The organism is Agrococcus sp. AC640b (genome assembly GCF_979255995.1).
Map to the genome: position 1 here is coordinate 25,082 of NZ_CEEDMM010000021.1, position 23,440 is coordinate 48,521.

The window sequence follows — 23,440 nt, forward strand, 5'->3', positions numbered from 1 at the left end:
GTTTCGTATGGGATGGGGTGCTGCTGCCGCGAGCGGCAGCAGGCGTCGGGGGTCGAGGCTCGGGGTGCGCGGCCGACGGCGTCAGGCGACCTGCGCGAGGCCGCGCTGGCCCTTCGCGGCGGTCGCCCTGCGGCGGGCGACGAGGCTGACGAGCGACGAGCCGTGCTCGCGTGCCGCGCCGAGGGCGCCGGTGAGCCTGTCGAGGAAGACGGCGATGACGACGACGCCGATGCCCGCCTCGACGCCCGTGGCGATGTCCACGGTCGACATGGCCTGCACGATGTCCTGGCCGAGCCCGGGAGCGCCTGCGATGCCGGCGATGACCGCCATCGAGAGCGCGAGCATGATGACCTGGTTGACGCCGGCCATGATCGTGGGCATCGCGAGCGGCAGCTGCACGCCCCGCAGGATCTGCCCGGGCGTCGCGCCGAACGCGTAGCCCGCCTCGACCGTCTCGCCGTCGACGCCGCGGATGCCGAGCTCCGTGAGACGCACGCCGGGCGGCAGCGAGAAGATGATCGTCGCGACGAGCCCGGGCACGACGCCGATGCTGAAGAACACGATCGCCGGGATCAGGTAGACGAAGGCGGGCATCGCCTGCATGAGGTCGAGCACGGGCTTGACGACGGCGCTGCACCGGTCGTTGCGCGCGGCGAGGATGCCGACGGGCACGGCGATCGCGACCGCGATGAGCGTCGCGACGATCACGAGCGCGAGCGTCTGGATGGCGGAGACCCACACGCCCATCGCGAGGATGAGGGTGAAGCCGATGGCGGTGCCGATCGCGAACCTCCACGACCGCAGCAGCCATGCCAGCAGGACGGCGACGAGGATGACGACGACGATCGGCGATGCGACGAGCACCTCGGTGAGGGAGCGGACGAGCCAGCCCATGACCGAGGAGACGGCACCGAGCAGCCAGTCGAGGTTGTCGCGCATCCAGCGGACGCCGTCCTCGACCCACGCGCCGACGGGGATGCGGAAGCCATCCATCAGCGCACCTCCTCGGTGTCGGCGGCCAGGGGGCCGTGCGCATCGTCGGCGTCGGCGAGCACCTCGTCGATGACGTCGTGCGACACCGGCTGCGGCAGCACCATGAGCTCTCCAGTGGGGTTGGCGCCCGGCCCGAGGGCGGCGAGCAGGGTGACGCGTGGGATGATGCCGACGAGCTGGCCGTCGTCGCCGGTGACGGCGAGCGGCAGCGGCGACTCCGCAGACGGCACGAACAGGTTCATGAGCACCTCGTCGTGGCGCACGCTCACCGGAGCGGGCTGCACGACGCCCGTGAGGGTCGTGGCGCCCTGCTGCACGAGCCGCACGGCATCGCGGTCGGTGACGAGCCCGAGGAGCGCCCGATCCTTGCCGACGACGTACGCGGCCGACGCGCCCGCGTCGCGCATCTGCCGCAGCGCCGTGCGCGGGCCCGCGGTCTCGGCGACGACCGAGCGAGGACGCTCCATGACGTTCGACGCCGTGAGGACGCGGGCACGGTCGACGTCCTGCACGAACTGCTCGACGTAGTCGTTCGCAGGGTCGGTGAGGATGTCCTCGGGGGTGCCGATCTGCACGATGCGGCCGTCGCGCATGACGGCGATGCGGTCGCCGAGGAACATCGCCTCGTTGAGGTCGTGCGTGATGAACACGATGGTCTTCCTCAGGCTCGCCTGCAGCTCGAGCAGCTGCTCCTGCATCTCGCGTCGGATGAGCGGGTCGAGGGCGCTGAACGCCTCGTCCATGAGGAGGATCTCGGTGTCGGCGGCGAGTGCGCGGGCGATGCCGACGCGCTGCTGCATGCCGCCGGAGAGCTGCGAGGGCAGCTTGTCGCCCCAGCCGTCGAGGCCGACGAGCGCGAGCACCTCGTCTGCCTTCGCCAGGCGCTCCGCCTTCGGCACGCCCCGGAGCTCGAGCGGGTAGGCGACGTTGGCGGCGACCGTGCGGTGCGGCAGCAGCGCGAAGTGCTGGAAGACCATCGCGAGACGCTCGCGGCGGATGCCGCGCAGGCGGCTGTCGGGGATGCCCGTGATCGGGTCGCCCTGCACGAGCACCTCGCCGCCGCTCGCGTCGTGCAGGCCGTTGAGCATGCGGATGAGGGTCGACTTGCCGGAGCCGGACAGGCCCATGATGACGAAGATCTCGCCGGGCGCGACCGAGAAGCTCGCGTCGATGACGGCGGCGGTGCCGGCGTCGGCGATCTCGGAGCGCGCGGCGCCGCCGCGGAGGCGGTCGACGACGGCTCTCGGGTGCTTGCCGAACACCTTGTAGAGGTGCTTGGCCTCGATGGCATGCGGAATGGTCACGAGTTCTCCGGCAGCGCGCGGTCGGCTGCATCGGTCGCGCCCGGGTGGGCGGCCCTCGGTGCGCGTCGGTGTCGACGCGGCGTGCGCGCCGATGTCGGATCGGCGTCAGGCCGCCGACCGTACGCTCGCCGGTGCGGGGCCCTGGGGCGTCGCCGGCGACCGCGGACTGGTCGGGGGAGCCCCGTTGCGGGGCTCGACCAAGGTTTCACGCGAGGTGGGGTGCTGCAACCGCGTCGCGTGGTTGCCGACTCGCAGCGCATCGTGTATCAGCGCGCGCGTTGCATGGCCGCGTGCTCGATCCACGGCCGCGCGGACGCCGAGGATCGATGCACGTTCGTGATGTTCGCTCACCTGTCTCGGCAGGGTCGTCGGCTGTGGTCGGCGCGGCTGCGTGACGTCGCGCGACGGCGTTCGAGCCGCAGCGCACGCCCGTCGCTACCATGGACGCGGCACGCCGGTGTGCCTGTCCAGCACTGTCGTCCACACCCAGCGAGGTCCCCGCGTGTCCAAGCCCGTCGTCCTCATCGCCGAGACCCTCTCGAGCGCCACCATCGACGCCCTCGGACCCGACTTCGAGGTCAGGCACGTCGACGGCACCGACCGTCCCGCGCTGCTGTCGGCGCTCGCCGACGCCCACGCGCTGCTCGTGCGCAGCGCGACGCAGGTCGACCCCGAGGCGCTCGCCGCCGCGCCCGTGCTCAAGGTCGTCGCGCGCGCGGGCGTCGGTCTCGACAACGTCGACGTGCCCGCGGCCACCAAGGCGGGCGTCATGGTCGTCAACGCGCCGACGTCGAACATCATCTCCGCCGCCGAGCTCGCGATCGCCCACATCCTCGGCCTCGCGCGCCACCTGCCCGCCGCGCACGCGTCGCTGCAGGCAGGCCAGTGGAAGCGCAGCCAGTTCACGGGCGTCGAGCTCTACGAGAAGACCGTCGGCATCGTCGGCCTCGGCCGCATCGGCGTGCTGGTCGCCGAGCGTCTCGCGGGCTTCGGCGTGCGCCTCATCGCGTTCGACCCCTACGTGAGCCCTGCGCGCGCCGCGCAGCTGGGCGTCGAGCTGCGCACGCTCGACGAGCTCATGGCCGAGTCCGACTTCATCACGATCCACATCCCGCGCACCCCTGAGACCACCGGTCTCATCGCGGGCCCGCAGCTCGCGCTCGCGAAGCCGACCCTGCGCATCGTCAACGCGAGCCGCGGCGGCATCATCGACGAGGCTGCGCTCGCGGACGCGCTGCGCGAGGGCCGCATCGCGGGCGCGGGCCTCGACGTGTTCGTGTCGGAGCCGCCCAAGGACGACGCGCTGACGTCGCTGCCGACGATCCAGGTCACGCCGCACCTGGGCGCCTCGACGGACGAGGCGCAGGAGAAGGCGGGCGTCGCGGTCGCGAGGTCGGTGCGCCTCGCGCTCGCAGGCGACCTCGTGCCGGATGCCGTGAACGTCGCAGGCGGCGTCATCGACCCGTACGTGCGCCCGGGCATCGCGCTCGCCGAGCGGCTCGGCCAGTTCGCGGCAGGCCTCGCGGCCGGGCCCGTGGAGTCGGTCGACGTCGAGGTGCACGGCGACCTCGCCCAGTACGACGTGAAGGTGCTGCGCCTGGGTGCGCTGAAGGGCTTCTTCTCGCGCATCGTCAGCGAGCAGGGCGTCACGTTCGTGAACGCGCCCGTCATCGCGCAGGAGCGCGGCGTGACGAGCGAGCTCACCGTCGACGAGCGCTCCGACGAGTACCGCAACACGGTCTCGGTGATCGCGGCGACGAGCGACGGCAAGCGCGTGTCGGTCACGGGCACCCTCACGGGCCCGAAGCAGGTCGCGAAGATCGTGTCGATCAACGGCCACGACGTCGAGGTGCCGTTCGCGGCGCACCACGTCGTCATGACGTACGAGGACCGCCCGGGCATCGTCGCGATCTACGGTCGCGCGCTCGGCGAGGCCGACATCAACATCGCGGGCATGCAGATCGCGCGCACGACCGCAGGCGGCAAGGCGCTGTCGATCCTCACGGTCGACCAGGCGGCGCCGGAGGCGCTGCTGGCGGAGATCGGCGAGGCCATCCAGGCCGACTCGATCCGCGAGATCGACATCGTCGAGCTCTAGCGCCGCCGCGCCGACCCTGGTGCGGTGTCGGAGGCGGCGGCTAGCGTCGCGGCCGTGAGCGACGCATCCAGCCCCCGGCATCCGCGCATCGTGCTCGTCCCCGGCTTCTGGCTGGGTGCGTGGGCGTGGGACGACGTGGCCGAGCGCCTGCGCGCAGCCGGGCACGAGACGGTCGCGCTCACGCTGCCGGGCCTCGAGCCCGGCGCCGACCCCGCACCGGTGACGCTCGAGAGCCACGTCGCGGCGATCCTCGACGCGATCGGGGCGGCCCCGGCCGTGCTCGTGTCGCACTCGGGCTCCGCAGGCGCGGCGACGATCGCGATCGACCGCGCACCGCAGGCCGTGCGGCATGCGGTGTGGGTCGACACGTGCCCCGTCGCCGACGGCGGGGCGATGAGCCCGGATCTCGAGGGGCCGGGCCTCGCGCTCGACGACGTGTGGCAGGAGGAGCTCGAGGGCGGCTCGATGCGCGACCTCACCGACGAGCAGCTCGCGACGTTCCGTGAGCGGGCGGTGCTCGAGCCCGCCGCGATCGTGCGCACGCCTGCAGCGCTGCGCGACGAGCGCAGGCTCGACGTGCCGCAGACGCTCGTCGCGACGGCGTTCACGGGCGACGAGTACCGCGAGTACGCCGAGCAGGGTGCGTCATTCCTGCGCGGCCTGGGCGAGCAGCGCGCCCTGACGATCGTCGACCTGCCGACCGGCCACTGGCCCATGTGGTCGAGGCCGGCCGAGCTCGCGGCGCTCATCGCCGAGCGCGCGGCGTAGCCGGCGCGCACCGTCGCTCAGTCGCGGGCGCGACGCACGATCTCGTCGACCGCCGAGACGATGCGCTCGACGTCGTCGTCGCTCGGCGCCCATGCCCTGTCGAGGCCCGAGCGCAGGTAGATGCCGTCGCTCATGAGCGTCACCACGGGGGCGAGGTCGTCGCCGATCGCCTCGGCGACGACCGAGCGGTAGCCGTCGTCGACGCGCTGCAGCGCGTCGCGCAGCGCGGGATGCTGGCCCGACTGGATGAGGCGGAACGCCGCGACGAACGCCTGGTCGATCGGCGTCTCGCGCACGATCGAGCCGCGGATGAAGCGCGCGACGGGGTCGGGGTCCTCGCGCAGCGCCACCGCATCCTCGGCACCGAGCGCCGCGAGCCGATCGGCGAGGCCATCGACGAGGGCCTCGCGCGAGCCGAAGTGGTACAGCAGCCCACCCTTCGACACTCCCGCGTGCTCGGCGACCGCCTGCAGCGTCGCAGCGCGCTCGCCCTGCTCCACCACCACCTCCACGAACGCGTCGAGGATCGTCTCGCGGGCGGTGGGTCGCTCGGTCATGCCACCAGCATACGTTGCCGACTGTACCGTCCAGACGGTACAGTAGCGAGCATGTCCACGATCCAGACCCAGACCTCGCGCGCCGGTGTGCGTGAGTGGATCGCGCTCGCCGTGCTCATGCTGCCCGTGCTCCTCGTCGCGATCGACAACACCGTGCTCGCCTTCGCCCTGCCGCAGATCGCGGGCGCGCTCGAGCCCACCGGCTCGCAGCAGCTGTGGATGGTCGACATCTACCCGCTCGTGCTCGCGGGCCTGCTCGTGCCGATGGGCGTGCTCGGCGACCGCTTCGGCCGTCGCCGCCTGCTCATGATCGGCGCCGTCGGCTTCGGCGTCGTCTCGGTGCTGTGCGCCTTCGCGCCCACCGCCGAGTGGCTCATCGCCGGGCGCGCGCTGCAGGGCCTCTTCGGCGCGACGCTCATGCCCTCGACGATGTCGCTGCTGCGCAGCCTCTTCCTCGACCGCGTCCAGCGCCGCCTCGCGATCGCGATCTGGGCGACGGGCTTCTCCGTCGGCTCCGCCGTCGGCCCCTCGGTCGGCGGCCTGCTGCTGGCGCACTTCTGGTGGGGCAGCATCTTCCTGCTCGCCGTGCCGCTGCTCGTGCCGCTGCTCGTGCTCGTGCCGCTGCTCGTGCGCGAGAGCCGTGACGCTGCGGCGCCGCGCGTCGACGTCGTCGGCATCGTGCTCGCCATGCTGACGCTCGCGCCGTTCGCCGCTGCCATCAAGCACCTCGCGACCGACGGCATCGACGCCGTCGCGGCCGGGCTCGTCGCCCTCGCAGCCGTCTCCGGGGTGCTGTTCGTGCGCCGCATGGAGCGCGCGGAGCATCCGATGCTCGACCTCGCGCTGCTGCGCGACCGCGCGTTCTCCACCGGCGTGCTCGTGAACCTGCTGTCGGTCGTCGCGCTCGTCGGCTTCCTGTTCTTCCTCACGCAGCACCTGCAGCTCGTCGTGGGCATGTCGACGCTCGAGGCGGCCCTCGTGCTGCTGCCGGGCACGGCGGCGATGATCCTCGCAGGCCTCGGCTCGGTGCGGCTCGTGCGCCACCTGCGGCAGGAGGTCGTCATGGTGGGCGCGCTCGTCGCCTCGACGATCGCGTACGTCATGGTCGCCGTCATCGGCTCCGACATCTCGGTCGCGGCCATCGCCGCCGCGTTCGCGCTGCTCGGCGCGGGCATCGGTGCTGCCGAGACGCTCTCGAACGACCTCGTGCTCGCCAGCGCCCCCGTCGACAAGGCGGGTGCGGCAGCCGGCGTCTCGGAGACGGCGTACGAGCTCGGTGCCGTGCTCGGCACCGCGGTGCTCGGCGGCATCCTCACCGCCGTCTACCAGGCGACCCTCGTGATCCCGGACGGCGTCGGCGCCGACGACGCCGCGCGGGCCCAGGAGACCCTCAGCGGCGGCATCCACGTCGCCGACCGCGTCGGCGGCGAGGCGGGGGCGGCGCTCGCCGAGGCGGCGCGCCACGCGTTCGACGCGGGCGTCGTGTGGACCGCGGGCGTGGGTGCGGTGCTCATCGCGGCGGCGGCGTTCCTCACGTGGTGGCGGCTCGTGCGCGGCCGCGACGGGCGTCCGTCGACCGCGGCGCTCGCGATCGCAGCCGCCGAGCGCTGAGGCCGGGGCTCGGGCGGGGCTCGAGCCGACGTCGAGGTTTCGCGCGGCGCCGGGAGGGAATGGGCTGACGAGCGTGCGTCGGCAACGCACTGCCCGCCCCCGAGACGCTCTGCGGTCGCACCGATAGCCTGCGCGCATGCCTCGACGCTCAGGAGTCCGTGCTGAGCGGCGCGGCCTGGTGCTGGCGGGACTCGCGGTAGCCCTGCTGCTGTCGGTCCTCTACGGCATGTACGTGATCTTCCTGGAGATCGGGCGCACCGAGGGGGACTCGCCAGCGGCGACGTCGCTGCAGCTGCCAGCCGGTACCGAGGTGACCGCCTCCGACGTCGAGTGCGCATCAGGCGGGTGCTGGAGGTGGCTCGAGCTCGAGCCACCTGAGGGCATGAGTCCTGCGACGCTGGCCGAGACGCTCGGCGCGACCCCGGACGCGCAGATCGCTGGTTGGATCCTCGATCCCCGAACCACCTTCGTGCACGCCATCCCGGGCGACCAGCTGCTCGGCGTCTCGCTGTCGTACTGGAGCGACAGCGGGCACCCGCCGCCGCGCGGTTGGCGCTGAGGCCGGCGGCGCTCACGCCCCGACAAACAGCTCCAACGCGACGCCGTCAGGATCCTTGAGGCTGAGGGCGCTGCCGTAGTCGACGTCCACGACGCCGTCGTGGGCGATGCCGACGTCGTCGAGGTGCGACGCCCACGCGACGAGCTCGTCACGCGATGCCACGCCGAGGCCCAGGTGATCGAGGCCGGGGCGGAACGGGCTGAAGCCGCCGACGCTCGCCGTCTCGTGCTGCGTGAGGCCCAGGTTCGTGCCGCCGGGCAGCGCGAAGAGCCTGCGCCGCAGCCCTTCGCCCTCGAGCTCGGCGACCGGACCGAACCCGAGGAGGCGCTCGTAGAAGGCGACGCTCGCATCGAGGTCGCGCACCGTGATCGCGACGTGGTGCACGCCCCCGATCGTCGGCATCAGAGCACGTCGTCGCGACGCTCGACGCGGTCGACGCGCTCGCCGGAGGCCGGGTCGACGCTCGACGACCGCACGGTGCGCGAGCGGCCGGCGCGCGCCATCTGCACGGCGCCCGCGATCGTCACGAGGAGACCCGCACCCATGACGATGTAGCCGATGAGCATCCAGTCGACGCCAGGGATCTGCCACAGGCCGGGCAGGGCGAACGTGACGATCGCACCCAGTGCGAGCAGGAAGATGCCGAATCCGAGCATGACGCTCTCCTTCCGGTCGAGGGGCGCGACGATCGCACCCGACCTCCGCCGACGGTAGTGCCGGGCGGAGGTCGCGTCGCAGCGCTGGACACGGCCGCGATCCTGTGCTTCCCTCACTGCCACTCGGGTGCGTCCGGCTCGCCCCGAGCGTCATCGCCGCCGGTAGGCTCGGGCGTCAGGAGGTACGTGTGGAGCAGCTGCGGCTCGCCGTGATCGGCGGAGATGGCATCGGACCCGAGGTCACCGATGAGGCGAGGAAGGTGCTGCGCGCCGCCCTCGCAGGATCGGTCGAGCTCGTCGAGACGGAGTTCGCGCTCGGCGCGGCCCACTACCTCGACACCGGCGAGATCCTCACCGAGGAGACCATGGCCGACATCGCCACGCACGACGCCATCCTGCTCGGCGCCGTCGGCGGTGACCCGAGCGACGCGCGACTCGCGGGCGGCATCATCGAGCGCGGCCTGCTGCTGCGTCTGCGCTTCGCGTTCGACCACTACGTCAACCTGCGCCCCACCGCGCTGCACCCCGCCGTCGAGTCGCCGCTGCGCGACCCGGGCGAGGTCGACTTCGTCGTCGTGCGCGAGGGCACCGAGGGCCCGTACGTCGGCAACGGCGGCAGCCTGCGCACCGGCACGCCCCACGAGATCGCGAACGAGACGAGCGTCAACACCGCGTTCGGCGTCGAGCGCGTCGTGCGCTTCGCGTTCGACCTCGCCGAGACCCGCTCCAAGCGCCTGACGCTCGTGCACAAGACGAACGTGCTCATCCACGCAGGCGGGCTGTGGCGTCGCATCACCGACGCCGTCGCCGCCGAGCATCCCGACGTGACCGTCGACTACCTGCACGTCGACGCCGCGACGATCTTCCTCGTCGATCGGCCGAGCCGCTTCGACGTCATCGTCACCGACAACCTGTTCGGCGACATCCTCACCGACCTCGCCGGCGCGATCGCAGGCGGGATCGGGCTCGCAGCCTCGGGGAACATCAACCCCGACGGCACCTTCCCGAGCATGTTCGAGCCCGTGCACGGCTCCGCGCCCGACATCGCGGGCACCGGCACGGCCGACCCCACCGCGGCGATCCTGTCGGCAGCCCTGCTCTGCGAGCACCAGGGCCACGCCGACGCCGCGAGGCGCATCCGCGACGCCGTCGACCAGGACGTCGCCGACCGCCCGGCATCCACCACCACCTCCGCGACCGGCGACCGCATCGCGGCGCTCGTCGCGGCTCGTTGAAGGAGCCACCATGGCCCTGCAGTTCACCACCACCACGTCGACGACGCCCAAGACCGAGGCCGAGCGCGCCGCCGTGCTCGCCGCCCCCGGCTTCGGCAAGCACTTCACCGACCACATGGCCCTCATCGACTGGACCGTCGAGGACGGATGGCACGACGCGCGCATCGAGCCGTACGGGCCCTTCACGGTCGACCCCGCCTCCGCCGTGCTGCACTACGGCCAGGAGATCTTCGAGGGACTCAAGGCATACCGCCGCGAGGACGGCTCGGTGTGGACCTTCCGCCCCGACCAGAACGCGGCACGCATGCAGCGCTCCGCGCAGCGCCTCGCCCTGCCCGGCCTGCCGACGGAGGACTTCGTGGAGTCGCTCGTGCGGCTCGTCGACGTCGACGAGGCGTGGGTGCCCGCCGGCGGCGAGGACTCGCTGTACCTGCGGCCGTTCATGATCGCCAACGAGGTGTTCCTCGGCGTCCGGGCGGCGCAGACGGTGCTGTACTCGGTGATCGCGAGCCCCGCAGGCCCGTACTTCCCCGCAGGCGTCAAGCCCGTCTCGATCTGGCTGTCGCGCGAGTACGCACGTGCTGGCAAGGGCGGCACGGGCGCGGCGAAGTGCGGAGGCAACTACGCGGCGAGCCTGCTGCCGACGCAGGAGGCCTTCGCGAACGGCTGCGCGCAGGTGCTGTTCCTCGACGAGTCGGGCGAGGCGAACCTCGAGGAGCTCGGCGGCATGAACGTCGTGCTCGTGACGAAGGACGGCACGCTCGTGACGCCCAAGTCGGAGTCGATCCTCGACGGCATCACCCGCAACTCGCTGCTCGAGCTCGCCCGCGACCTCGGCCACGCCGTCGAGCACCGCCCCGTGACGCTCGCCGAGTGGCGCGACGGCGTCGCATCCGGCGACATCGTCGAGTCGTTCGCGTGCGGCACCGCCGCCGTCATCACCCCGATCGCCGCGATCAAGGCGAAGGACGACGCCGACGCGTTCGGCGACGCCGATGCGCCCGCCGGCGAGGTGACGCTCGCGCTCCGCAAGGCCCTCACCGACATCCAGTACGGCCGCGCCGACGACCCGCACGGCTGGATGACGCAGCTCGTCGAGGCGCGCTGATGCGCATCGTCCGCGCCTCGCACGAGGGCCGCATCGTCTTCGGCGTCGTCGACGAGACCGACGTCGTCGTGCTCGCAGGCGACCCGCTGTTCGCGGGCTTCGACACGACGGGGGAGCGCATCCCGTTGTCGCAGCTGCAGCTGCTCGCCCCGGTGATCCCGCGCTCGAAGGTCGTCGGCGTGGGTCGCAACTACGCCGCGCACGCCGCCGAGCTCGGCAACGACGTGCCCGAGTCGCCGCTGATCTTCCTGAAGCCGAACACGTCGGTCATCGGGCCCGGCGACCCGATCGTGCTGCCGCCGGAGTCGTCGAACGTGCACTTCGAGGGCGAGCTCGCGCTCGTCGTCGGCCGCGTGACGCGGCGCGTGTCGAAGGCGGATGCGCTCGATCACGTCTTCGGCTGGACGATCGCGAACGACGTGACCGCCCGCGACCTGCAGCAGTCCGACGGGCAGTGGTGGCGCGCGAAGGGCTTCGACACGTTCTGCCCGCTCGGGCCGGGCATCGAGACCGACCTCGACGTCGCCGATCTGCTGCTCGAGACGCGGCTCGACGGCGAGACGCTGCAGTCCGGATCGACGGCGGACCTCATCTTCGACATCCCGACGATCATCGAGCACGTCTCGGCAGCCATGACGCTGCTGCCGGGCGACGTCATCCTCACGGGCACGCCGGCCGGCGTCGGCCCCATGACGGCCGGGCAGGTCGTCGAGGTCTCCGTCGCGGGTCTCGGCACGCTGCGCAACCCCGTCGTGCAGGGCTGACGGGCGCGCGGGCGATGCCGTCGTCGGGCGGGCGCGGCGCGCTGCCCGGGGTCGTCGCGTGCGTCGCCGTCGCGCTCGTGGGCCTCGGCATCCACCACGCCCTGCTCGCGGCGAGCGTCGACGTGCCGTGGCTCACGCTGTCGGTGCTGCTGGGGCTCGCCCTCGGGCAGACGCCGCTCGCTGCGGATGCGCGACTCGTGCCGGGCGCGAAGGTCGCGGGCCGCACGCTCATGCGTGGGGGTATCGTGCTGCTGGGGTTGCAGGTCGTGCTCGCCGACGTGTGGGCGCTGGGCCCCGCGCTCATCGGCGGCGTCGTCATCCTCGTCGTCGTCGCGTTCGCCCTCACGTGGACGCTCGCGCGCCTCGCCGGCATGCCCGCCGACCAGCGCGTGCTCATGGCGGCGGGCTTCTCGATCTGCGGAGCGTCGGCGATCGGCGCCGTCGCGCAGGCGCGGGGTGCGTCGGAGCGCGATCAGGCGACGCCCGTGGCGCTCGTGACGCTCTGCGGCACGGCCGCGATCGGGGTGCTGCCGCTGCTGCGCGTGCCGCTCGGGCTCGACGACGCCGGGTTCGGCGTGTGGACGGGCGCGAGCGTGCACGACGTGGGCCAGGTGGTTGCGACCGCTGCGATCGCGGGACCGGGCGCGCTCGCGCTCGCCGTCGTCGTGAAGCTCGTGCGCGTCGTGACGCTCGCGCCCATGACGGCGCTCGTCGCCGCCCGCGCGCGCCGGGCCGGATCGGCGAGCGGTGCGCGGCCGCCGATCGTGCCGCTGTTCGTCGTCGGATTCCTCGCGGCGACGCTCGTGCGGCTGCTCGTGCCGCTGCCGGAGGCGATGCTCGACGTCGCGGGCTTCGTGCAGCAGCTGCTGCTCGCCTCCGCCCTCGTCGGCCTGCTGTCGCGCGTGCGTCTCGGGACCCTCGTGCGGCAGGACTGGCGTGGCGTGCTCGTGGCGCTCGGCGCATCCACGTGCATCGCGGTGCTCGCGCTCGCGCTCGTCGCGCTCGCCTAGCCCCGACGCGCGGCCTCGCGGCCCTGCGCGTCAGGGCCGGGAGTCGCGGTCGCGCACCACCTGCGCGTCGGGGCCGTCGCCGACGTCGATCACGCCCGCGTCGCCCGTCTCGAGCATGTCGTCGGGATCGACGAAGGTCACCGAGTGGCCGTCGAGCGCGAGGCGTCGGGCGCCCTCGAGGAGCATGCGACGGCCGACGTCGCGCACCTCGTGCACCCGGGCGAGGTCGAGCACGATCTCGCGCTCTCCCTCCTCCTCCTGCTCGAGCTCGGCGAGCAACCGCTCCATGCCGATGAAGTCGACCGCGCCCTGCAGCTCGTAGATCGAGTCCATGTCGCCGTCGCCATCGCCGTCCTTCGCAGCGTGCCCGTGCGTCAGCGGCCGAGCAGCGGGCGGCACCTCCATGAGATGCATCGCCATGTCGCTGGAGAGGCGTTCGAAGATGCGCACGCCGCGCGTGGAGTTGCCGTGCTCGTCGAGCCGCGGCGAGAACGCCGCGAATCCGCCCTTGCCGGGCAGTGCCCCGATGACGCCGCCCGAGACGCCCGACTTCGCGGGGATGCCGACGAGCGTGAACCAGTCGCCGGCCGCGTCGTACATGCCGCACGTCGTCATGACCGACAGCGCCTGCCTGGCGACCCATCGCGGCACGACCTGCTCACCCGTCACCGGATTGGTGCCTGCGTTCGCGAGCGTCGCGGCCATGACGGCGAGGTCGCCGACGTCGACGAGCAGCGAGCACTGCCGCGTGTAGCCCTCGACGACCGCGTGGGGGTCGGCGTCGATGATGCCGTGGTTGCGCAGCATGTACGCGATGGCGTGGTTGCGGTCGGCGGTGTCGAGCTCGGAGGTGAAGACGTCGTCGTCGACCTCGAGCTCGCGGCCGGCGAACGCCGCGAAGCCGGAGGCGATGCGCTCGTCGGAGAGCAGCGAGTGCACCGTGATCGCGCCCGCGTTGATCATGGGATTCAGCGGTCGGTTCGTCGTGGGATCGAGCGAGATCTCGTTGAACGCCTCGCCCGATGGCTCGACGCCCACGTGCTCGAGCACGGCGTCGAGGCCGTGGTCGACGAGCGCGAGGGCGTAGGCGAACGGCTTCGAGATCGACTGGATCGTGAAGCGCACCTCCGCGTCGCCGACGCCGTAGCGCGTGCCGTCTGGCGTCGCGAGCGCCAACGCGAGCCGCGACGGGTCGGCATCGGCGAGCTCCGGGATGTACGCGGCGAGCTCGCCGTCGTCCTCGTCGGTGCAGGCCTCGAGGACCTCGGTCAGGTAGTCGGACAACGGTGAGCGCACATGCCCCACCCTGCACCACATCCGCATCTCGTGCGTCGCCGTGCGCGCCGGTGCCTGGACGACCCGGGCTATCCTGACCGCGAGCGGGCAGCGGAGCCTGCACGGGAGGGGACGACGATGTCCGAGATCCAGCAGCTCATGGACCGCCTGCCCGTCGCGCGGATCGCGCGGCAGGCAGGCGTCGACCAGGCGGACGCTCAGCGGGCGATCGAGGCGGTGCTGCCAGCGCTCGTCGGCGGCATGCAGGCGAACGCGCAGGACGACGCGGGCGCCGCGTCGCTCGAGCGGGCGCTCGCGAAGCACCAGGGTGCGCTCGGCGCGCGGCTCGACGGCGACGTCGATCCCGACGATGGCGACCGCATCGTGCGCAACGTCTTCGGCGGGCAGACCGACCAGGTGGTCACGGCGCTCGGCGGTGCGGGCGGCGGCGGGCTCGGCGACATCGTGCGCAAGGTGCTGCCGATCGTCGCGCCCATCGTGCTCGCATGGCTCGCGGAGCGGGTCTTCTCGGGCGGTGGCGGTGGCGCTGGCGCTGCGCAGACGCCGACGCGGGCCCCGAAGCCCAAGCCGGGCGGCGGGGGAGCGGCGCTGCCCACCGGCCGCGACAACCCGTTCGCGAACAGCGGGGGCGGCGCTGGCGGCTCGCTGCGCGTGCCGACGGGCAACCCGGGCTCTGGCTCGAGCTCGACGGGCCCGGCGCAGCAGCAGTCGGGCGGCGGCGGTCTCGGCGACCTGCTCGGCGGCATCCTGGGCGGCGGCGGCGGTCAGCAGCAGGCCGGCGGCACCATCCTCGGCGACCTGCTCGGCGGCCTGCTGGGCGGCGGCCGCCGCTAGGACGCACGGACGCCGATCCGCCCAGCCCGGCGCGACTCAGTCGTTGCCCTGCTCGCGGCGGATCTGCACCAGCTGCTCCCGCGTGTCCGCGCCGAGCTCGTGCAGCGTGCCCGCCTTGCGATCGGCGAGGTACTGCCGCATCTCGCGCTTCACGACGGGCAGCAGGATGGCGAGGCCGAGGATGTTGATGAACGCGCAGGCGAAGAGCGCGGCATCCGCCATGTCGACGACGCTCTGCAGGCTCACGAGGCAGCCGATCACGACGAACGCGCACAGCACGAGACGGAACACGATGTCGGTGCTCCGGCGCTTGCCGAACAGGTGGTGCCACGCCTTCAGGCCGTAGTACGACCAGGTGATGATGGTCGAGAACGCGAAGAGGAACACGGCGACGGCCAGCACGAGCGGGAACCACGGCACGACCGTCGCGAACGCCTCGGACGTCAGCTGGACGCCCGTCGCGTCGGACTCGCCCGAGCGGGCAGCGGCGTAGCCGGGGGCGTCGGCGATGATGATCGTCAGCGCCGTCATGGTGCAGATCACGACGGTGTCGATGAACGGCTCGAGCAGGGCGACGAAGCCCTCGGAGACCGGACGGCGGGTCTTGACCGCCGAGTGCGCGATGGCGGCCGAGCCGATGCCCGCCTCGTTCGAGAAGGCGGCGCGCTGGATGCCGACGATGAGCACGCCGATCGCGCCGCCCGTCACGCCCTCGGGGGCGAAGGCTCCCGCGATGATCTGTCCGAACGCGTCCGGGATGTGCCCGGCGTTGACGACGAGCACGACGAGGCACGCAGCGACGTAGACGATCCCCATGACGGGGACGAGCTTCGACGTGACCTTCGCGATCGACCGGATGCCGCCGATGATGACGAGCGCGATGATGCCTGCGAGCACGAGCCCGACGATCAGTCCGGCGAGCGGCGACGCGAGCAGGCCGTCGGTCCCGCCACCCGTGACGGCCTGCAGCTGCTCGAAGGCCTGGTTCGCCTGGAACATGCCGGCTCCTGCGACGCCGAAGATGAGGATCGCGACGGCGAAGATGCCGACGAGGATCGCGCTGACGGGCTTCGGGAAGCGCCGGAACGCGATCGGCAGGTAGCGGAACGGACCGCCGTTCACGGTGCCGTCGTCGTCGATGGTGCGGTACTTCACGCCGAGCGTGCACTCGACGAACTTCGTCGCCATGCCGAAGAGGCCGGCGAGGATCATCCAGAACGTCGCGCCGGGTCCGCCGAGGGACACGGCGATCGCGACGCCGGCGATGTTGCCGAGGCCGACCGTGCCGGACAGCGCCGATGCGAGCGCCTGGAAGTGCGTGACCTCCCCGGGGTCGTCGGGGGTCGAGAACTTGCCTCGCACGACCTCGAGCGACACCTTCGCGCCGCGGACCTGGATGACGCCGAGGTAGATCGTGAAGACGATCGCCGCAGCCACGAGCCACAGCACGACGATCGGCACCTCGGTGCCTGCGATGGGGATGGGGACGAAGACGATGGCGCCGAGGACGCTCGCGACGCCACCCACCGCCTGATTGATCGCTGCTTCGAGGGCCGACAGATCCATGGGGTCCTTCCAGGGGCGTGCACGTGCCCGGAGCGCCTTCACCCCGGGATTGCGTCGGCACGATACCGATCGCAGGTCACGGGAAGGTCACGGCGCGGGGAGGCGGGCGGCCGCCCGCCTCGCCCGCGATGCGTCATCCGCCGAGCGTGCAGCTCGCTCCCGCGGCGGGCACCTCGAGGTCGACGAGGTAGCGCGCGGCGACCTCGTCGACGCAGGGCGTCGTGCCGCCCATCACGACGGTGTGGCCCGTGCCCTCGACGGTCAGCAGCGCGCTGTCGAGCGCCTCCGCCATCACGATGGCGCCGGCGTGCGGCGTCGTGGGGTCGCCGGTGATCGACACGATCAGCGTGTCCGGCAGGCCCTCGACGTCCTGCGCGTAGGGGATGTCGAGCGTCGGCTCCGCAGGCCAGTGCTCGCAGGCGTCGCGCGCGCCCGGCACCTCGACGCCCGGATCCATGAACGGTGCCGCGTCGTGGATCGACTCGCGCAGACGCTGCGCCTCGGCGGCGTCGAAGCGCTGCTCGTCCATGCAGTCGATGACGAGGTTCGACGACGTGAAGCTCGGCCACTCGCCGTCCGGCGCGCGTCCGGCGAAGTCACGCGTGAGCTGCAGCAGCTCGTCGCCGAAGCCCTGCTGCACCTGCGCGAGGCCTGTGCTCATGCGCGGCCACGCACCCTGGTCGTACAGGCCCGAGATCATGCCGCCGATCGCCTCGTCGAACGTCAGGTCGGTGCCGAGCGCAGGCACGGGCTCGTCGAGCAGCGGACGCACGATCTCGTGGTACCGGTCGAGCGCCGCTGCCGGGTCGGTGCCGAGCGGACAGTCCGCCTGCTGCGTGCACCACGCCGTGAAGTCCTCGAACGCGCCCTGGAATCCCGTGTACGCCTGGATGCGCCGCTCGATCGTGCCGGCCGTCGGGTCGCCGACGCCGTCCAGCACCATCGCGCGCACCCGCTCGGGGAACTGCTCCGCGTAGACGGCGCCGAGCCTGCTCCCGTAGCTCTGCCCCAGGTAGGTCAGCCGCTCCTCGCCGAGCGCGGCGCGCAGCACGTCCATGTCGCGAGCCGCATCGCGCGTGCCGAGGTGCGCGAGCACGTCCTCGCCGCCGACGCCCGCCGCGCAGCGCTCGAAGAGGTCACGCGTCGTCTCCTCGGTCCACGCCGCGGTGCCGTCGATCGACGAGGTGCGCACCGAGCCCTCGTCGGCCTCGGCATCCGTCATGCACGACGCCGCAGGGGTCGAGGCGCCGACGCCGCGTGGATCGAACCCCACCACGTCGAAGCGCTCGGTGATCTCGCTCTCCGGCAGGCTCAGGCTCGTGAGCACCGCGGTCATCATGCCGGTGCCGCCCGGGCCGCCGGGGTTCGTGACGAGCGGCGCGATCGCGTCGCCGCGCGCAGGGATGCGGACGACGGCGATCGATGCCTCGTCGCCTTCAGGGTCGTCGTAGTCGAGTGGCACCGCGAGCCTGGCGCATTCGGCGGTCGGCGCGAGCGCGAGGACCTCGCTCTCGACGCTCGTCGTGCCGTAGCCCTCGCAGGCCTCCCAGCCCAGCTCCTGCTCGTGGAAGGTCGCGAGCGCGTCGTCCGGCGGTGCGGAGGCGTCGGGATCGGTCGTCGTGCACGCTGCGAGCGGTACGAGCAGGGCGGCGGCGGCGATCGCCGCGAGCGTCCTGCGAGATGGGGTCGTCATGCATCCTCCTGGTTCGTTCGACCACCACCCCAACCCGTGCCCTCGGGGCAGGGTCAAGCGATCCGTGCCAGGCTCGTCGCCATGGCGTGGAGCACGAGGCAGCTGGCCGAGCTCGCAGGCACGACCGTGAAGACGGTGCGGCACTACCACTCGGTGGGGCTGCTGCCCGAGCCCGAGCGCCGCATGAACGGCTACAAGCAGTACGGCGCGGCGCACCTCGTGCGGCTGCTGCGCATCCGCAGGCTCGTCGACCTCGGCATCCCGCTGGCACGCATCGGCGACATGGTCGACGACCCCGGCAGCGGCATGGATGCGCTGCGCGCCCTCGACGCCGAGCTCGGCGCGCAGATCGATCGCCTGCAGCGCATGCGCGACGAGGTCTCGGCGATCGTCGAGCACGGCGGGGCGACCGACGTGCCAGAGGGGTTCAGCGAGCTCTCGAGCCGCATGACCGAGGCCGACCGCGCACTCATGCTCGTGTACTCGCGCATCTACGACGACGCCGGCATGGACCGCATGCGGGAGATGATCGGCGAGCTCGGCCGCACGCCCCTCGACGACGAGCTCGACGCCCTCCCCGCCGACGCCGACGAGGCGACGCGCGAGGCGCTCGCGCAGCGCTACGCGCCGTATCTCGCGGAGATCCGCGAGCGGTGGGCGTGGGTGAACGACCCGACCGAGCACGCCACGCGGGGCCCAGCCGAGATGGAGGCGACCGTGATCGGCACGATGCTCGAGGTGTACTCCGTCGCGCAGCTCGACGTCATGGCCCGCGCGCACCGCGTCCTCGAGGAGCAGCGGGCTGCAGCGGGAGGCGCCGGCATCGCCGACGAGAGCGGCCCGCCCGCCTAGGATGGGGATCGCCATGAGCGTCCCCTTCTCCACCGCGTCCGGCGCCGACGTCCGCGTCCGCTTCTGCCCGTCGCCCACCGGCACCCCGCATGTCGGTCTCATCCGCACCGCCCTGTTCAACTGGGCCTACGCGCGCCACACCGGCGGTCGTCTCGTGTTCCGCATTGAGGACACCGACGCCGCCCGCGACTCCGAGGAGTCGTACCAGCAGCTGCTGGACGCGCTCGGCTGGCTCGGCATCGACTGGGACGAGGGCGTCGAGATCGGCGGCCCGCACGCCCCGTACCGGCAGTCGCAGCGCGGCGAGCTCTATCGCGGCATCATCGAGCGACTGCTCGAGGCCGGGCACCTCTACGAGTCGTACGCGACGGCGGAGGAGATGGAGGAGCGCAACCGCGCGGCCGGCCGTGACCCGCGCCAGGGCTACGACAACCACGAGCGCGACCTCACCGACGAGCAGCGCGCCGCGTTCCGCGCCGAGGGGCGTCAGCCGAGCCTGCGCCTGCGCGTGCCCGACGAGGACCTCTCGTTCGACGACCTCGTGCGCGGAGAGATCACGTTCCCGGCAGGCTCGTCGCCCGACTTCGTCGTCGTGCGCCCCAACGGCCAGCCGCTGTACACGTTCGTGAACCCCGTCGACGACGCGCTCATGGGCATCACGCACGTGCTGCGCGGCGAGGACCTCCTCTCGTCGACGCCCCGCCAGATCGCGCTGTACCGCGCGCTCGCCGACATCGGCGTCGTCGACGCCATCCCGCGCTTCGGCCACCTGCCCTACGTGATGGGCGATGGCAACAAGAAGCTGTCGAAGCGCGACCCGCAGTCGAACCTGTTCCTGCTGCGCGAGGCCGGCTTCATCCCCGAGGGGCTCCTCAACTACCTGTCGCTGCTGGGCTGGGCGCTCGCACCCGACCGCGACGTCTTCACGCGCGACGAGCTCGTCGCCGCGTTCGACGTCGCCGACGTGCTGCCCAACCCGTCGCGCTTCGACGCGAAGAAGGCGGAGTCGCTGAACGGCGACCACGTGCGCGCCCTGCAGCCCATCGACTTCGCGACCCGGCTCGTGCCGTACCTCGGCGATGCGCTCTCGACGCCGCCGACCGCCGCGGAGCTCGCGCTGCTCACGGAGGCGGCGCCGCTCGTGCAGGAGCGCATGCAGCTGCTCGGCGAGGCCGACGGCCTGCTGCGGTTCCTGTTCCTCACCGCCGACGAGGTGCACTACGAGGACGACGCGCTCGGTGCGCTTCGCGACGACGCGCACGCGACGCTCGCCGCGGCATCCGCAGCCCTCGCAGACGAGACCGTGCCGTTCACGACCGAGGACGTCGAGCGCGTGCTGCGCGAGGTGCTCATCGACGGCCTGGGGCTCAAGCCTCGTCTCGCGTTCGCGCCGTTGCGCGTCGCGCTCAGCGGCCGTCGCATCTCCCCGCCGCTGTTCGAGTCGATGGTGCTGCTGGGGCGCGACGAGACCGTCGCGCGTCTCACGCGCCTCATGGGCCGCATCTAGCGGTGGACCTCGACGTCGTCGTCGTCGGCGCGGGGCCGGCCGGCCTCGCTGCGACGCTCAACCTCGCGAGGGCGCACCGGCACGTGGCGCTGCTCGACTCGAACCGGCCGCGGCATGCGGCGACGCTCGCGAGCCACGGCTTCGTCACCCGCGACGGCATCTCGCCGCTCGAGCTGCGCACGCTCGGTCGCGAGGAGGCGCTCGCGTACCCGACGGTGTCGTACGAGCGCACGATCGTGCATTCGATCTCGCCCGTGTCGGACGGGTTCGTGACGGTCGCGAAGCGGCAGGGCACCGACGAGCAGACCGAGCTGCACAGCCCCGCCGTGCTCATCGCGACGGGCCTCACGGAGACGTTGCCGCTGCCGTCGATGGTGCGGCCCTGGTACGGCACGAGCCTGCACTCCTGCATGGATTGCGACGGCTACGACAAGCGCGGTCGGCCGCTGGCGCTCATCGGCGAGACCGACGACCTCGCCGAGCGGGCGCTCGTCATCCGCAGGCACACCGACGACCTCGTCGTCTACACGAACGGCGTCGGCACGGTCACGGCCGACGACGAGGCGCGGCTGGATGCGCTGGGCATCGTCGTGGAGCGCACCCCGATCGCCGCGATCGAGGGCGACCGCGATGGCATGCGCGAGGTCGTGCTCGACGACGGGCGCCGCTCGGCGCGCACGGGAGGCTTCGTGCGCCCCGTGTGGCATGCGAGCATCGGCTTCGCCGACCTGCTGGGGCTCGAGCGCGACGCCGAGGGCTCCGTCGTCGTCGACGGCAGCCAGCGCACGAGCGTGCCCGGCATCTACGCCGCTGGCGACATCACGCCCGGCTTCCGGCAGCTCGCCGTCGCGGCGGGCGAGGGCACGATCGCGTCGTCGGTCATCAACCGCGACCTCATCGCTGCCGGCCGCTAGCTGCGCTCTCGACCTCGATCGGTCGCTGCCGCCTCCTGATCGGTCAGTCGATGCGGCGAATCGGCCGCATCGCCGCATCGACTGGAAGATCGCGACGTGGAGCGGTGCGCGGCCTGCGGGAGGGGTGGGGCTCGCGGCGCCGAACCAGCACGTGAGCGGGGGTTCCGCTGCATGGTGCAGCCGAGGGTGCGCTCACGTGCTGGTTCGGCTCAGGCGAGCGCTGCGTGCGCGACGTCGGCGACGAGCGGCGCCAGCGCACGCGACGCCATCCACGACAGGTGCGAGCCGTCGGCGGTGACGAGCATGCCGTCGATCGTCGCGGGGCATCGCAGCGTGCCGTCCTGGCAGACCCACGCCCGCACGTCGACGAACGTCGCGCCCGGCAGCATGGCCGCGGCATCCGCGAAGGCGTCGACGCGCGCGTCGAGCCTGCGGCCGTCGGTCGTGCACCGGTCGAGCGCGGGCTCGACGGCGTGCGGCGTCGCGCACGACGCGAGCGAGGGGATCGGCGGCGGGGCATCGAGCCAGAGGATGCGCGAGCCCGTCGCCGCGAGCGGCGCGAGGCGCTCTGCGGTGCCGTCGGCGGCGGCACGGGTCGCGTCCACGGGCGAGACGGGGCCGGCAGGGCCCACGAGCCCGTCGACGCGGTGCAGCCCGTTCGCGACGACGACGAGGCCCGGCGGGTCGGCGAGCAGCCGCTCGGTGACCCAGTCGCCGTGGCGCAGGCACGCGTCTCGGGCGATGTCGGGCACGTCGGTCGTCACGGTCGAGAACGCGCACGACCCCATCGTGAGCAGCTGGATGCGCGCCTCCGGCATCGCGAGGCGCAGCGCGGGCATCCACGAGATCGCCTGCGAGTCGCCGACGACCGCGACGTCGAGCGCTGCGTCTGCGGGTCCGTAGATGCAGCGGTCGGCGCGGTCGGGGCCGGCGTCGAGGCAGTCGTCCTCCACCCACTCGGGCGCCTGTGCGACGCGGCCGATGGCGTCGGTGCCCGCGAACGTGCCCTCCGCGAGCGTCGCGTCGATCGCGGTCTGCGCGGCGGCGGGGGAGTCGATGCGAGCGACGTGCGCCGACGCGGGCGAGGCGGCACCGACGGTGACGATCGCGAGCAGCGTCACCGTGGCTGCGGCAGGCGCGAGCAGTCGCGACGGACGCCATCTGGCGAGCCGGTCGAGGGCGTGCAGCACGTGCTGCGACAGCCACGCGAGCACGATGGCGGTGACCAGGAGCAGCGCGCCGTCGAGCAGCGGCGTCGCCGCCGAGCGCCCGGGCGCGACGAGCCGGTACGCGACGAGCAGCGGCCACGACCACAGGTAGAGGCCCCACGACAGGCCGCCGAGCCAGACGAGCGGCCGAGCGCCGAGCACGCGCGCCGCAGCAGTGGGCGCACCGGCAGCGCCTGCGACGAGGATGCAGACGGCCCCCGCGACGGGCACGAGCGCGACGGGGCCGGGGTGGTCGCCGAGCGGCGACAGCGCCCCGGAGCCCAGCAGCAGCACGAGCCCGCCACCGGCCACCGCACCCCGCCACCGGTGCGCGACGCGCAGCGAGGGGGCCAGCAGTCCGGCGAGCGCGCCGACGGCAGGCTCCCAGAGCCGTGCGGCGGTGTCGAAGTACGCCGCCTCGGGTGCGAGCGTCACGTGCACCTGCGCCCACGCGAACGACGCTGCCGCGACGCCCGCGAGCGCGACGAGCACCCGCCGACGGGCGTGGGGGCGACGGCCGAGCAGCACGGCGACGAGCACGACGCCCACGAGCCCGATCGTCGCCTGCAGCTGCACCGACGTCGCCCACAGGTGCTGCACGGGGGAGGCGGTGGCGGTCTGCGCGAGGTAGTCGGTGCTGCGGTCGACGAGGCGCCAGTTGATGGTCCAGGTCGCCGCCGACAGCACGTCGAGCAGGATGCCGCGGCGCAGGTGCGGGGGCCAGAGCACGAGCACGGCGATGGCGACGGCGCCCAGCACGAGCCCGGCGAGCGGCAGCTGCCGCACGATCGCCCGCCGGATGGTGCTGGCCGCTGCGCGCGGGCCGCGGTCGACGATCGCGGCGACGAGCGGCGGCACGAGCACGAAGCCTGCGATGACGAAGAACACGTCGACCCCGCCCGAGACC

General features: G+C 72.8%; 21 protein-coding genes. 12 read left to right on the forward strand and 9 right to left on the reverse strand.

The window, feature by feature from the left end:
* Positions 1-81: 81 nt before the first annotated feature.
* Together ACZ6H8_RS10185 and ACZ6H8_RS10190 are read right to left on the reverse strand one after the other, a co-directional pair.
* Entirely contained in the window at positions 82-993 is a 912-nt protein-coding gene (locus tag ACZ6H8_RS10185) for an ABC transporter permease (protein WP_464146688.1), read from the reverse strand.
* Positions 993-2,297, reverse strand: a complete 1,305-nt coding sequence (locus ACZ6H8_RS10190) for a quaternary amine ABC transporter ATP-binding protein (RefSeq protein WP_464146690.1) — start codon at positions 2,295-2,297, stop codon at positions 993-995. Before ACZ6H8_RS10190 ends, ACZ6H8_RS10185 begins: the two co-directional genes overlap by 1 nt.
* A 502-nt stretch (positions 2,298-2,799) precedes the next feature.
* On the opposite strand from ACZ6H8_RS10190, the gene serA reads away from it, so the two are divergent.
* Both serA and ACZ6H8_RS10200 read left to right on the forward strand, forming a co-directional pair.
* On the forward strand, positions 2,800-4,395 hold the full coding sequence (gene serA, locus ACZ6H8_RS10195; protein ID WP_464146691.1) for a phosphoglycerate dehydrogenase: 1,596 nt from the start codon (positions 2,800-2,802) through the stop codon (positions 4,393-4,395).
* 54 nt (positions 4,396-4,449) lie between these two features.
* Positions 4,450-5,163, forward strand: coding sequence for an alpha/beta fold hydrolase (locus ACZ6H8_RS10200; protein WP_464146692.1), 714 nt, complete (start codon positions 4,450-4,452; stop codon positions 5,161-5,163).
* A gap of 17 nt (positions 5,164-5,180) precedes the next feature.
* On the opposite strand, the gene ACZ6H8_RS10205 is transcribed toward ACZ6H8_RS10200, so the two are convergent.
* Positions 5,181-5,720 (reverse strand): TetR/AcrR family transcriptional regulator, encoded by a 540-nt coding sequence (locus ACZ6H8_RS10205; protein ID WP_464146693.1) that lies wholly within the window; start codon positions 5,718-5,720, stop codon positions 5,181-5,183.
* Between the two features lie 51 nt (positions 5,721-5,771).
* On the opposite strand from ACZ6H8_RS10205, the gene ACZ6H8_RS10210 reads away from it, so the two are divergent.
* Positions 5,772-7,331 carry an MFS transporter gene (locus tag ACZ6H8_RS10210; protein WP_464146694.1) on the forward strand — a complete coding sequence of 520 codons (1,560 nt, stop codon included), beginning with the start codon at positions 5,772-5,774 and terminating at the stop codon, positions 7,329-7,331.
* Positions 7,332-7,467: 136 nt separating this feature from the next.
* On the forward strand, positions 7,468-7,890 hold the full coding sequence (locus ACZ6H8_RS10215) for a hypothetical protein (RefSeq protein ID WP_464146695.1): 423 nt from the start codon (positions 7,468-7,470) through the stop codon (positions 7,888-7,890).
* 12 nt (positions 7,891-7,902) lie between these two features.
* On the opposite strand, the gene ACZ6H8_RS10220 is transcribed toward ACZ6H8_RS10215, so the two are convergent.
* Both ACZ6H8_RS10220 and ACZ6H8_RS10225 read right to left on the reverse strand, forming a co-directional pair.
* Complete coding sequence (locus ACZ6H8_RS10220) at positions 7,903-8,292, reverse strand: VOC family protein (protein WP_464146696.1); 390 nt, start codon at positions 8,290-8,292, stop codon at positions 7,903-7,905.
* Positions 8,292-8,546 (reverse strand): DUF6458 family protein, encoded by a 255-nt coding sequence (locus tag ACZ6H8_RS10225; RefSeq protein WP_464146697.1) that lies wholly within the window; start codon positions 8,544-8,546, stop codon positions 8,292-8,294. Before ACZ6H8_RS10225 ends, ACZ6H8_RS10220 begins: the two co-directional genes overlap by 1 nt.
* Positions 8,547-8,734: 188 nt before the next feature.
* Between ACZ6H8_RS10225 and ACZ6H8_RS10230 the strand changes: the two genes are divergently transcribed.
* The 4 genes from ACZ6H8_RS10230 to ACZ6H8_RS10245 are packed head-to-tail and all read left to right on the forward strand — an operon-like array spanning position 8,735 to position 12,663.
* Positions 8,735-9,781 (forward strand): 3-isopropylmalate dehydrogenase, encoded by a 1,047-nt coding sequence (locus ACZ6H8_RS10230; RefSeq protein WP_464146698.1) that lies wholly within the window; start codon positions 8,735-8,737, stop codon positions 9,779-9,781.
* 10 nt (positions 9,782-9,791) lie between these two features.
* Positions 9,792-10,889 (forward strand): branched-chain amino acid aminotransferase, encoded by a 1,098-nt coding sequence (locus tag ACZ6H8_RS10235; RefSeq protein ID WP_464146699.1) that lies wholly within the window; start codon positions 9,792-9,794, stop codon positions 10,887-10,889.
* A complete protein-coding gene (locus ACZ6H8_RS10240) occupies positions 10,889-11,653 on the forward strand; it encodes a fumarylacetoacetate hydrolase family protein (RefSeq protein WP_464146700.1) in 765 nt (254 codons plus the stop codon). The genes ACZ6H8_RS10235 and ACZ6H8_RS10240 overlap by 1 nt, the downstream gene beginning before the upstream one ends.
* 14 nt (positions 11,654-11,667) lie before the next feature.
* Positions 11,668-12,663, forward strand: coding sequence for a YeiH family protein (locus ACZ6H8_RS10245; RefSeq protein ID WP_464146701.1), 996 nt, complete (start codon positions 11,668-11,670; stop codon positions 12,661-12,663).
* A 30-nt stretch (positions 12,664-12,693) separates the two neighbouring features.
* Here ACZ6H8_RS10245 and ACZ6H8_RS10250 read toward each other — a convergent pair whose 3' ends face one another.
* Positions 12,694-13,959 carry a glutaminase gene (locus tag ACZ6H8_RS10250; protein WP_464146702.1) on the reverse strand — a complete coding sequence of 422 codons (1,266 nt, stop codon included), beginning with the start codon at positions 13,957-13,959 and terminating at the stop codon, positions 12,694-12,696.
* Positions 13,960-14,076: 117 nt separating this feature from the next.
* On the opposite strand from ACZ6H8_RS10250, the gene ACZ6H8_RS10255 reads away from it, so the two are divergent.
* A complete protein-coding gene (locus ACZ6H8_RS10255; RefSeq protein WP_464146703.1) occupies positions 14,077-14,793 on the forward strand; it encodes a DUF937 domain-containing protein in 717 nt (238 codons plus the stop codon).
* Between the two features lie 36 nt (positions 14,794-14,829).
* Here ACZ6H8_RS10255 and ACZ6H8_RS10260 read toward each other — a convergent pair whose 3' ends face one another.
* Positions 14,830-16,359: an alanine/glycine:cation symporter family protein gene (locus ACZ6H8_RS10260; RefSeq protein ID WP_464146704.1), complete on the reverse strand. Its 1,530-nt coding sequence runs from the start codon at positions 16,357-16,359 to the stop codon at positions 14,830-14,832.
* 133 nt (positions 16,360-16,492) lie between these two features.
* Positions 16,493-18,052: an alpha/beta hydrolase gene (locus ACZ6H8_RS10265; RefSeq protein ID WP_464146705.1), complete on the reverse strand. Its 1,560-nt coding sequence runs from the start codon at positions 18,050-18,052 to the stop codon at positions 16,493-16,495.
* Between the two features lie 81 nt (positions 18,053-18,133).
* Here ACZ6H8_RS10265 and ACZ6H8_RS10270 point away from each other — a divergent pair, with 81 nt between their 5' ends.
* From ACZ6H8_RS10270 to ACZ6H8_RS10280, 3 genes are read left to right on the forward strand one after another with little or no spacing between them, the layout of a single operon-like run.
* Positions 18,134-18,904 (forward strand): MerR family transcriptional regulator, encoded by a 771-nt coding sequence (locus ACZ6H8_RS10270; protein ID WP_464146706.1) that lies wholly within the window; start codon positions 18,134-18,136, stop codon positions 18,902-18,904.
* A 1-nt stretch (position 18,905) separates the two neighbouring features.
* On the forward strand, positions 18,906-20,411 hold the full coding sequence (gene gltX, locus ACZ6H8_RS10275; RefSeq protein WP_464146707.1) for a glutamate--tRNA ligase: 1,506 nt from the start codon (positions 18,906-18,908) through the stop codon (positions 20,409-20,411).
* A gap of 2 nt (positions 20,412-20,413) precedes the next feature.
* A complete protein-coding gene (locus ACZ6H8_RS10280; protein ID WP_464146708.1) occupies positions 20,414-21,325 on the forward strand; it encodes an NAD(P)/FAD-dependent oxidoreductase in 912 nt (303 codons plus the stop codon).
* Positions 21,326-21,534: 209 nt separating this feature from the next.
* On the opposite strand, the gene ACZ6H8_RS10285 is transcribed toward ACZ6H8_RS10280, so the two are convergent.
* Positions 21,535-23,440, reverse strand: a 1,906-nt coding sequence (locus tag ACZ6H8_RS10285; RefSeq protein ID WP_464146709.1) for an acyltransferase family protein, incomplete at its 5' end; no start/stop codon positions are given.

Excerpts from the sequence above, each read along its gene's own strand:
- ACZ6H8_RS10185 (WP_464146688.1), bottom strand. The coding sequence starts at position 993 with ATGGATGGCTTCCGCATCCCCGTCGGCGCGTGGGTCGAGGACGGCGTC.
- ACZ6H8_RS10205 (WP_464146693.1), bottom strand. The coding sequence starts at position 5,720 with ATGACCGAGCGACCCACCGCCCGCGAGACGATCCTCGACGCGTTCGTG.
- ACZ6H8_RS10210 (WP_464146694.1), top strand. The coding sequence starts at position 5,772 with ATGTCCACGATCCAGACCCAGACCTCGCGCGCCGGTGTGCGTGAGTGG.
- ACZ6H8_RS10215 (WP_464146695.1), top strand. The coding sequence starts at position 7,468 with ATGCCTCGACGCTCAGGAGTCCGTGCTGAGCGGCGCGGCCTGGTGCTG.
- ACZ6H8_RS10220 (WP_464146696.1), bottom strand. The coding sequence starts at position 8,292 with ATGCCGACGATCGGGGGCGTGCACCACGTCGCGATCACGGTGCGCGAC.
- ACZ6H8_RS10225 (WP_464146697.1), bottom strand. The coding sequence starts at position 8,546 with ATGCTCGGATTCGGCATCTTCCTGCTCGCACTGGGTGCGATCGTCACG.
- ACZ6H8_RS10235 (WP_464146699.1), top strand. The coding sequence starts at position 9,792 with ATGGCCCTGCAGTTCACCACCACCACGTCGACGACGCCCAAGACCGAG.
- ACZ6H8_RS10240 (WP_464146700.1), top strand. The coding sequence starts at position 10,889 with ATGCGCATCGTCCGCGCCTCGCACGAGGGCCGCATCGTCTTCGGCGTC.
- ACZ6H8_RS10245 (WP_464146701.1), top strand. The coding sequence starts at position 11,668 with ATGCCGTCGTCGGGCGGGCGCGGCGCGCTGCCCGGGGTCGTCGCGTGC.
- ACZ6H8_RS10255 (WP_464146703.1), top strand. The coding sequence starts at position 14,077 with ATGTCCGAGATCCAGCAGCTCATGGACCGCCTGCCCGTCGCGCGGATC.
- ACZ6H8_RS10260 (WP_464146704.1), bottom strand. The coding sequence starts at position 16,359 with ATGGATCTGTCGGCCCTCGAAGCAGCGATCAATCAGGCGGTGGGTGGC.
- ACZ6H8_RS10265 (WP_464146705.1), bottom strand. The coding sequence starts at position 18,052 with ATGACGACCCCATCTCGCAGGACGCTCGCGGCGATCGCCGCCGCCGCC.
- ACZ6H8_RS10270 (WP_464146706.1), top strand. The coding sequence starts at position 18,134 with ATGGCGTGGAGCACGAGGCAGCTGGCCGAGCTCGCAGGCACGACCGTG.
- gltX (WP_464146707.1), top strand. The coding sequence starts at position 18,906 with ATGGGGATCGCCATGAGCGTCCCCTTCTCCACCGCGTCCGGCGCCGAC.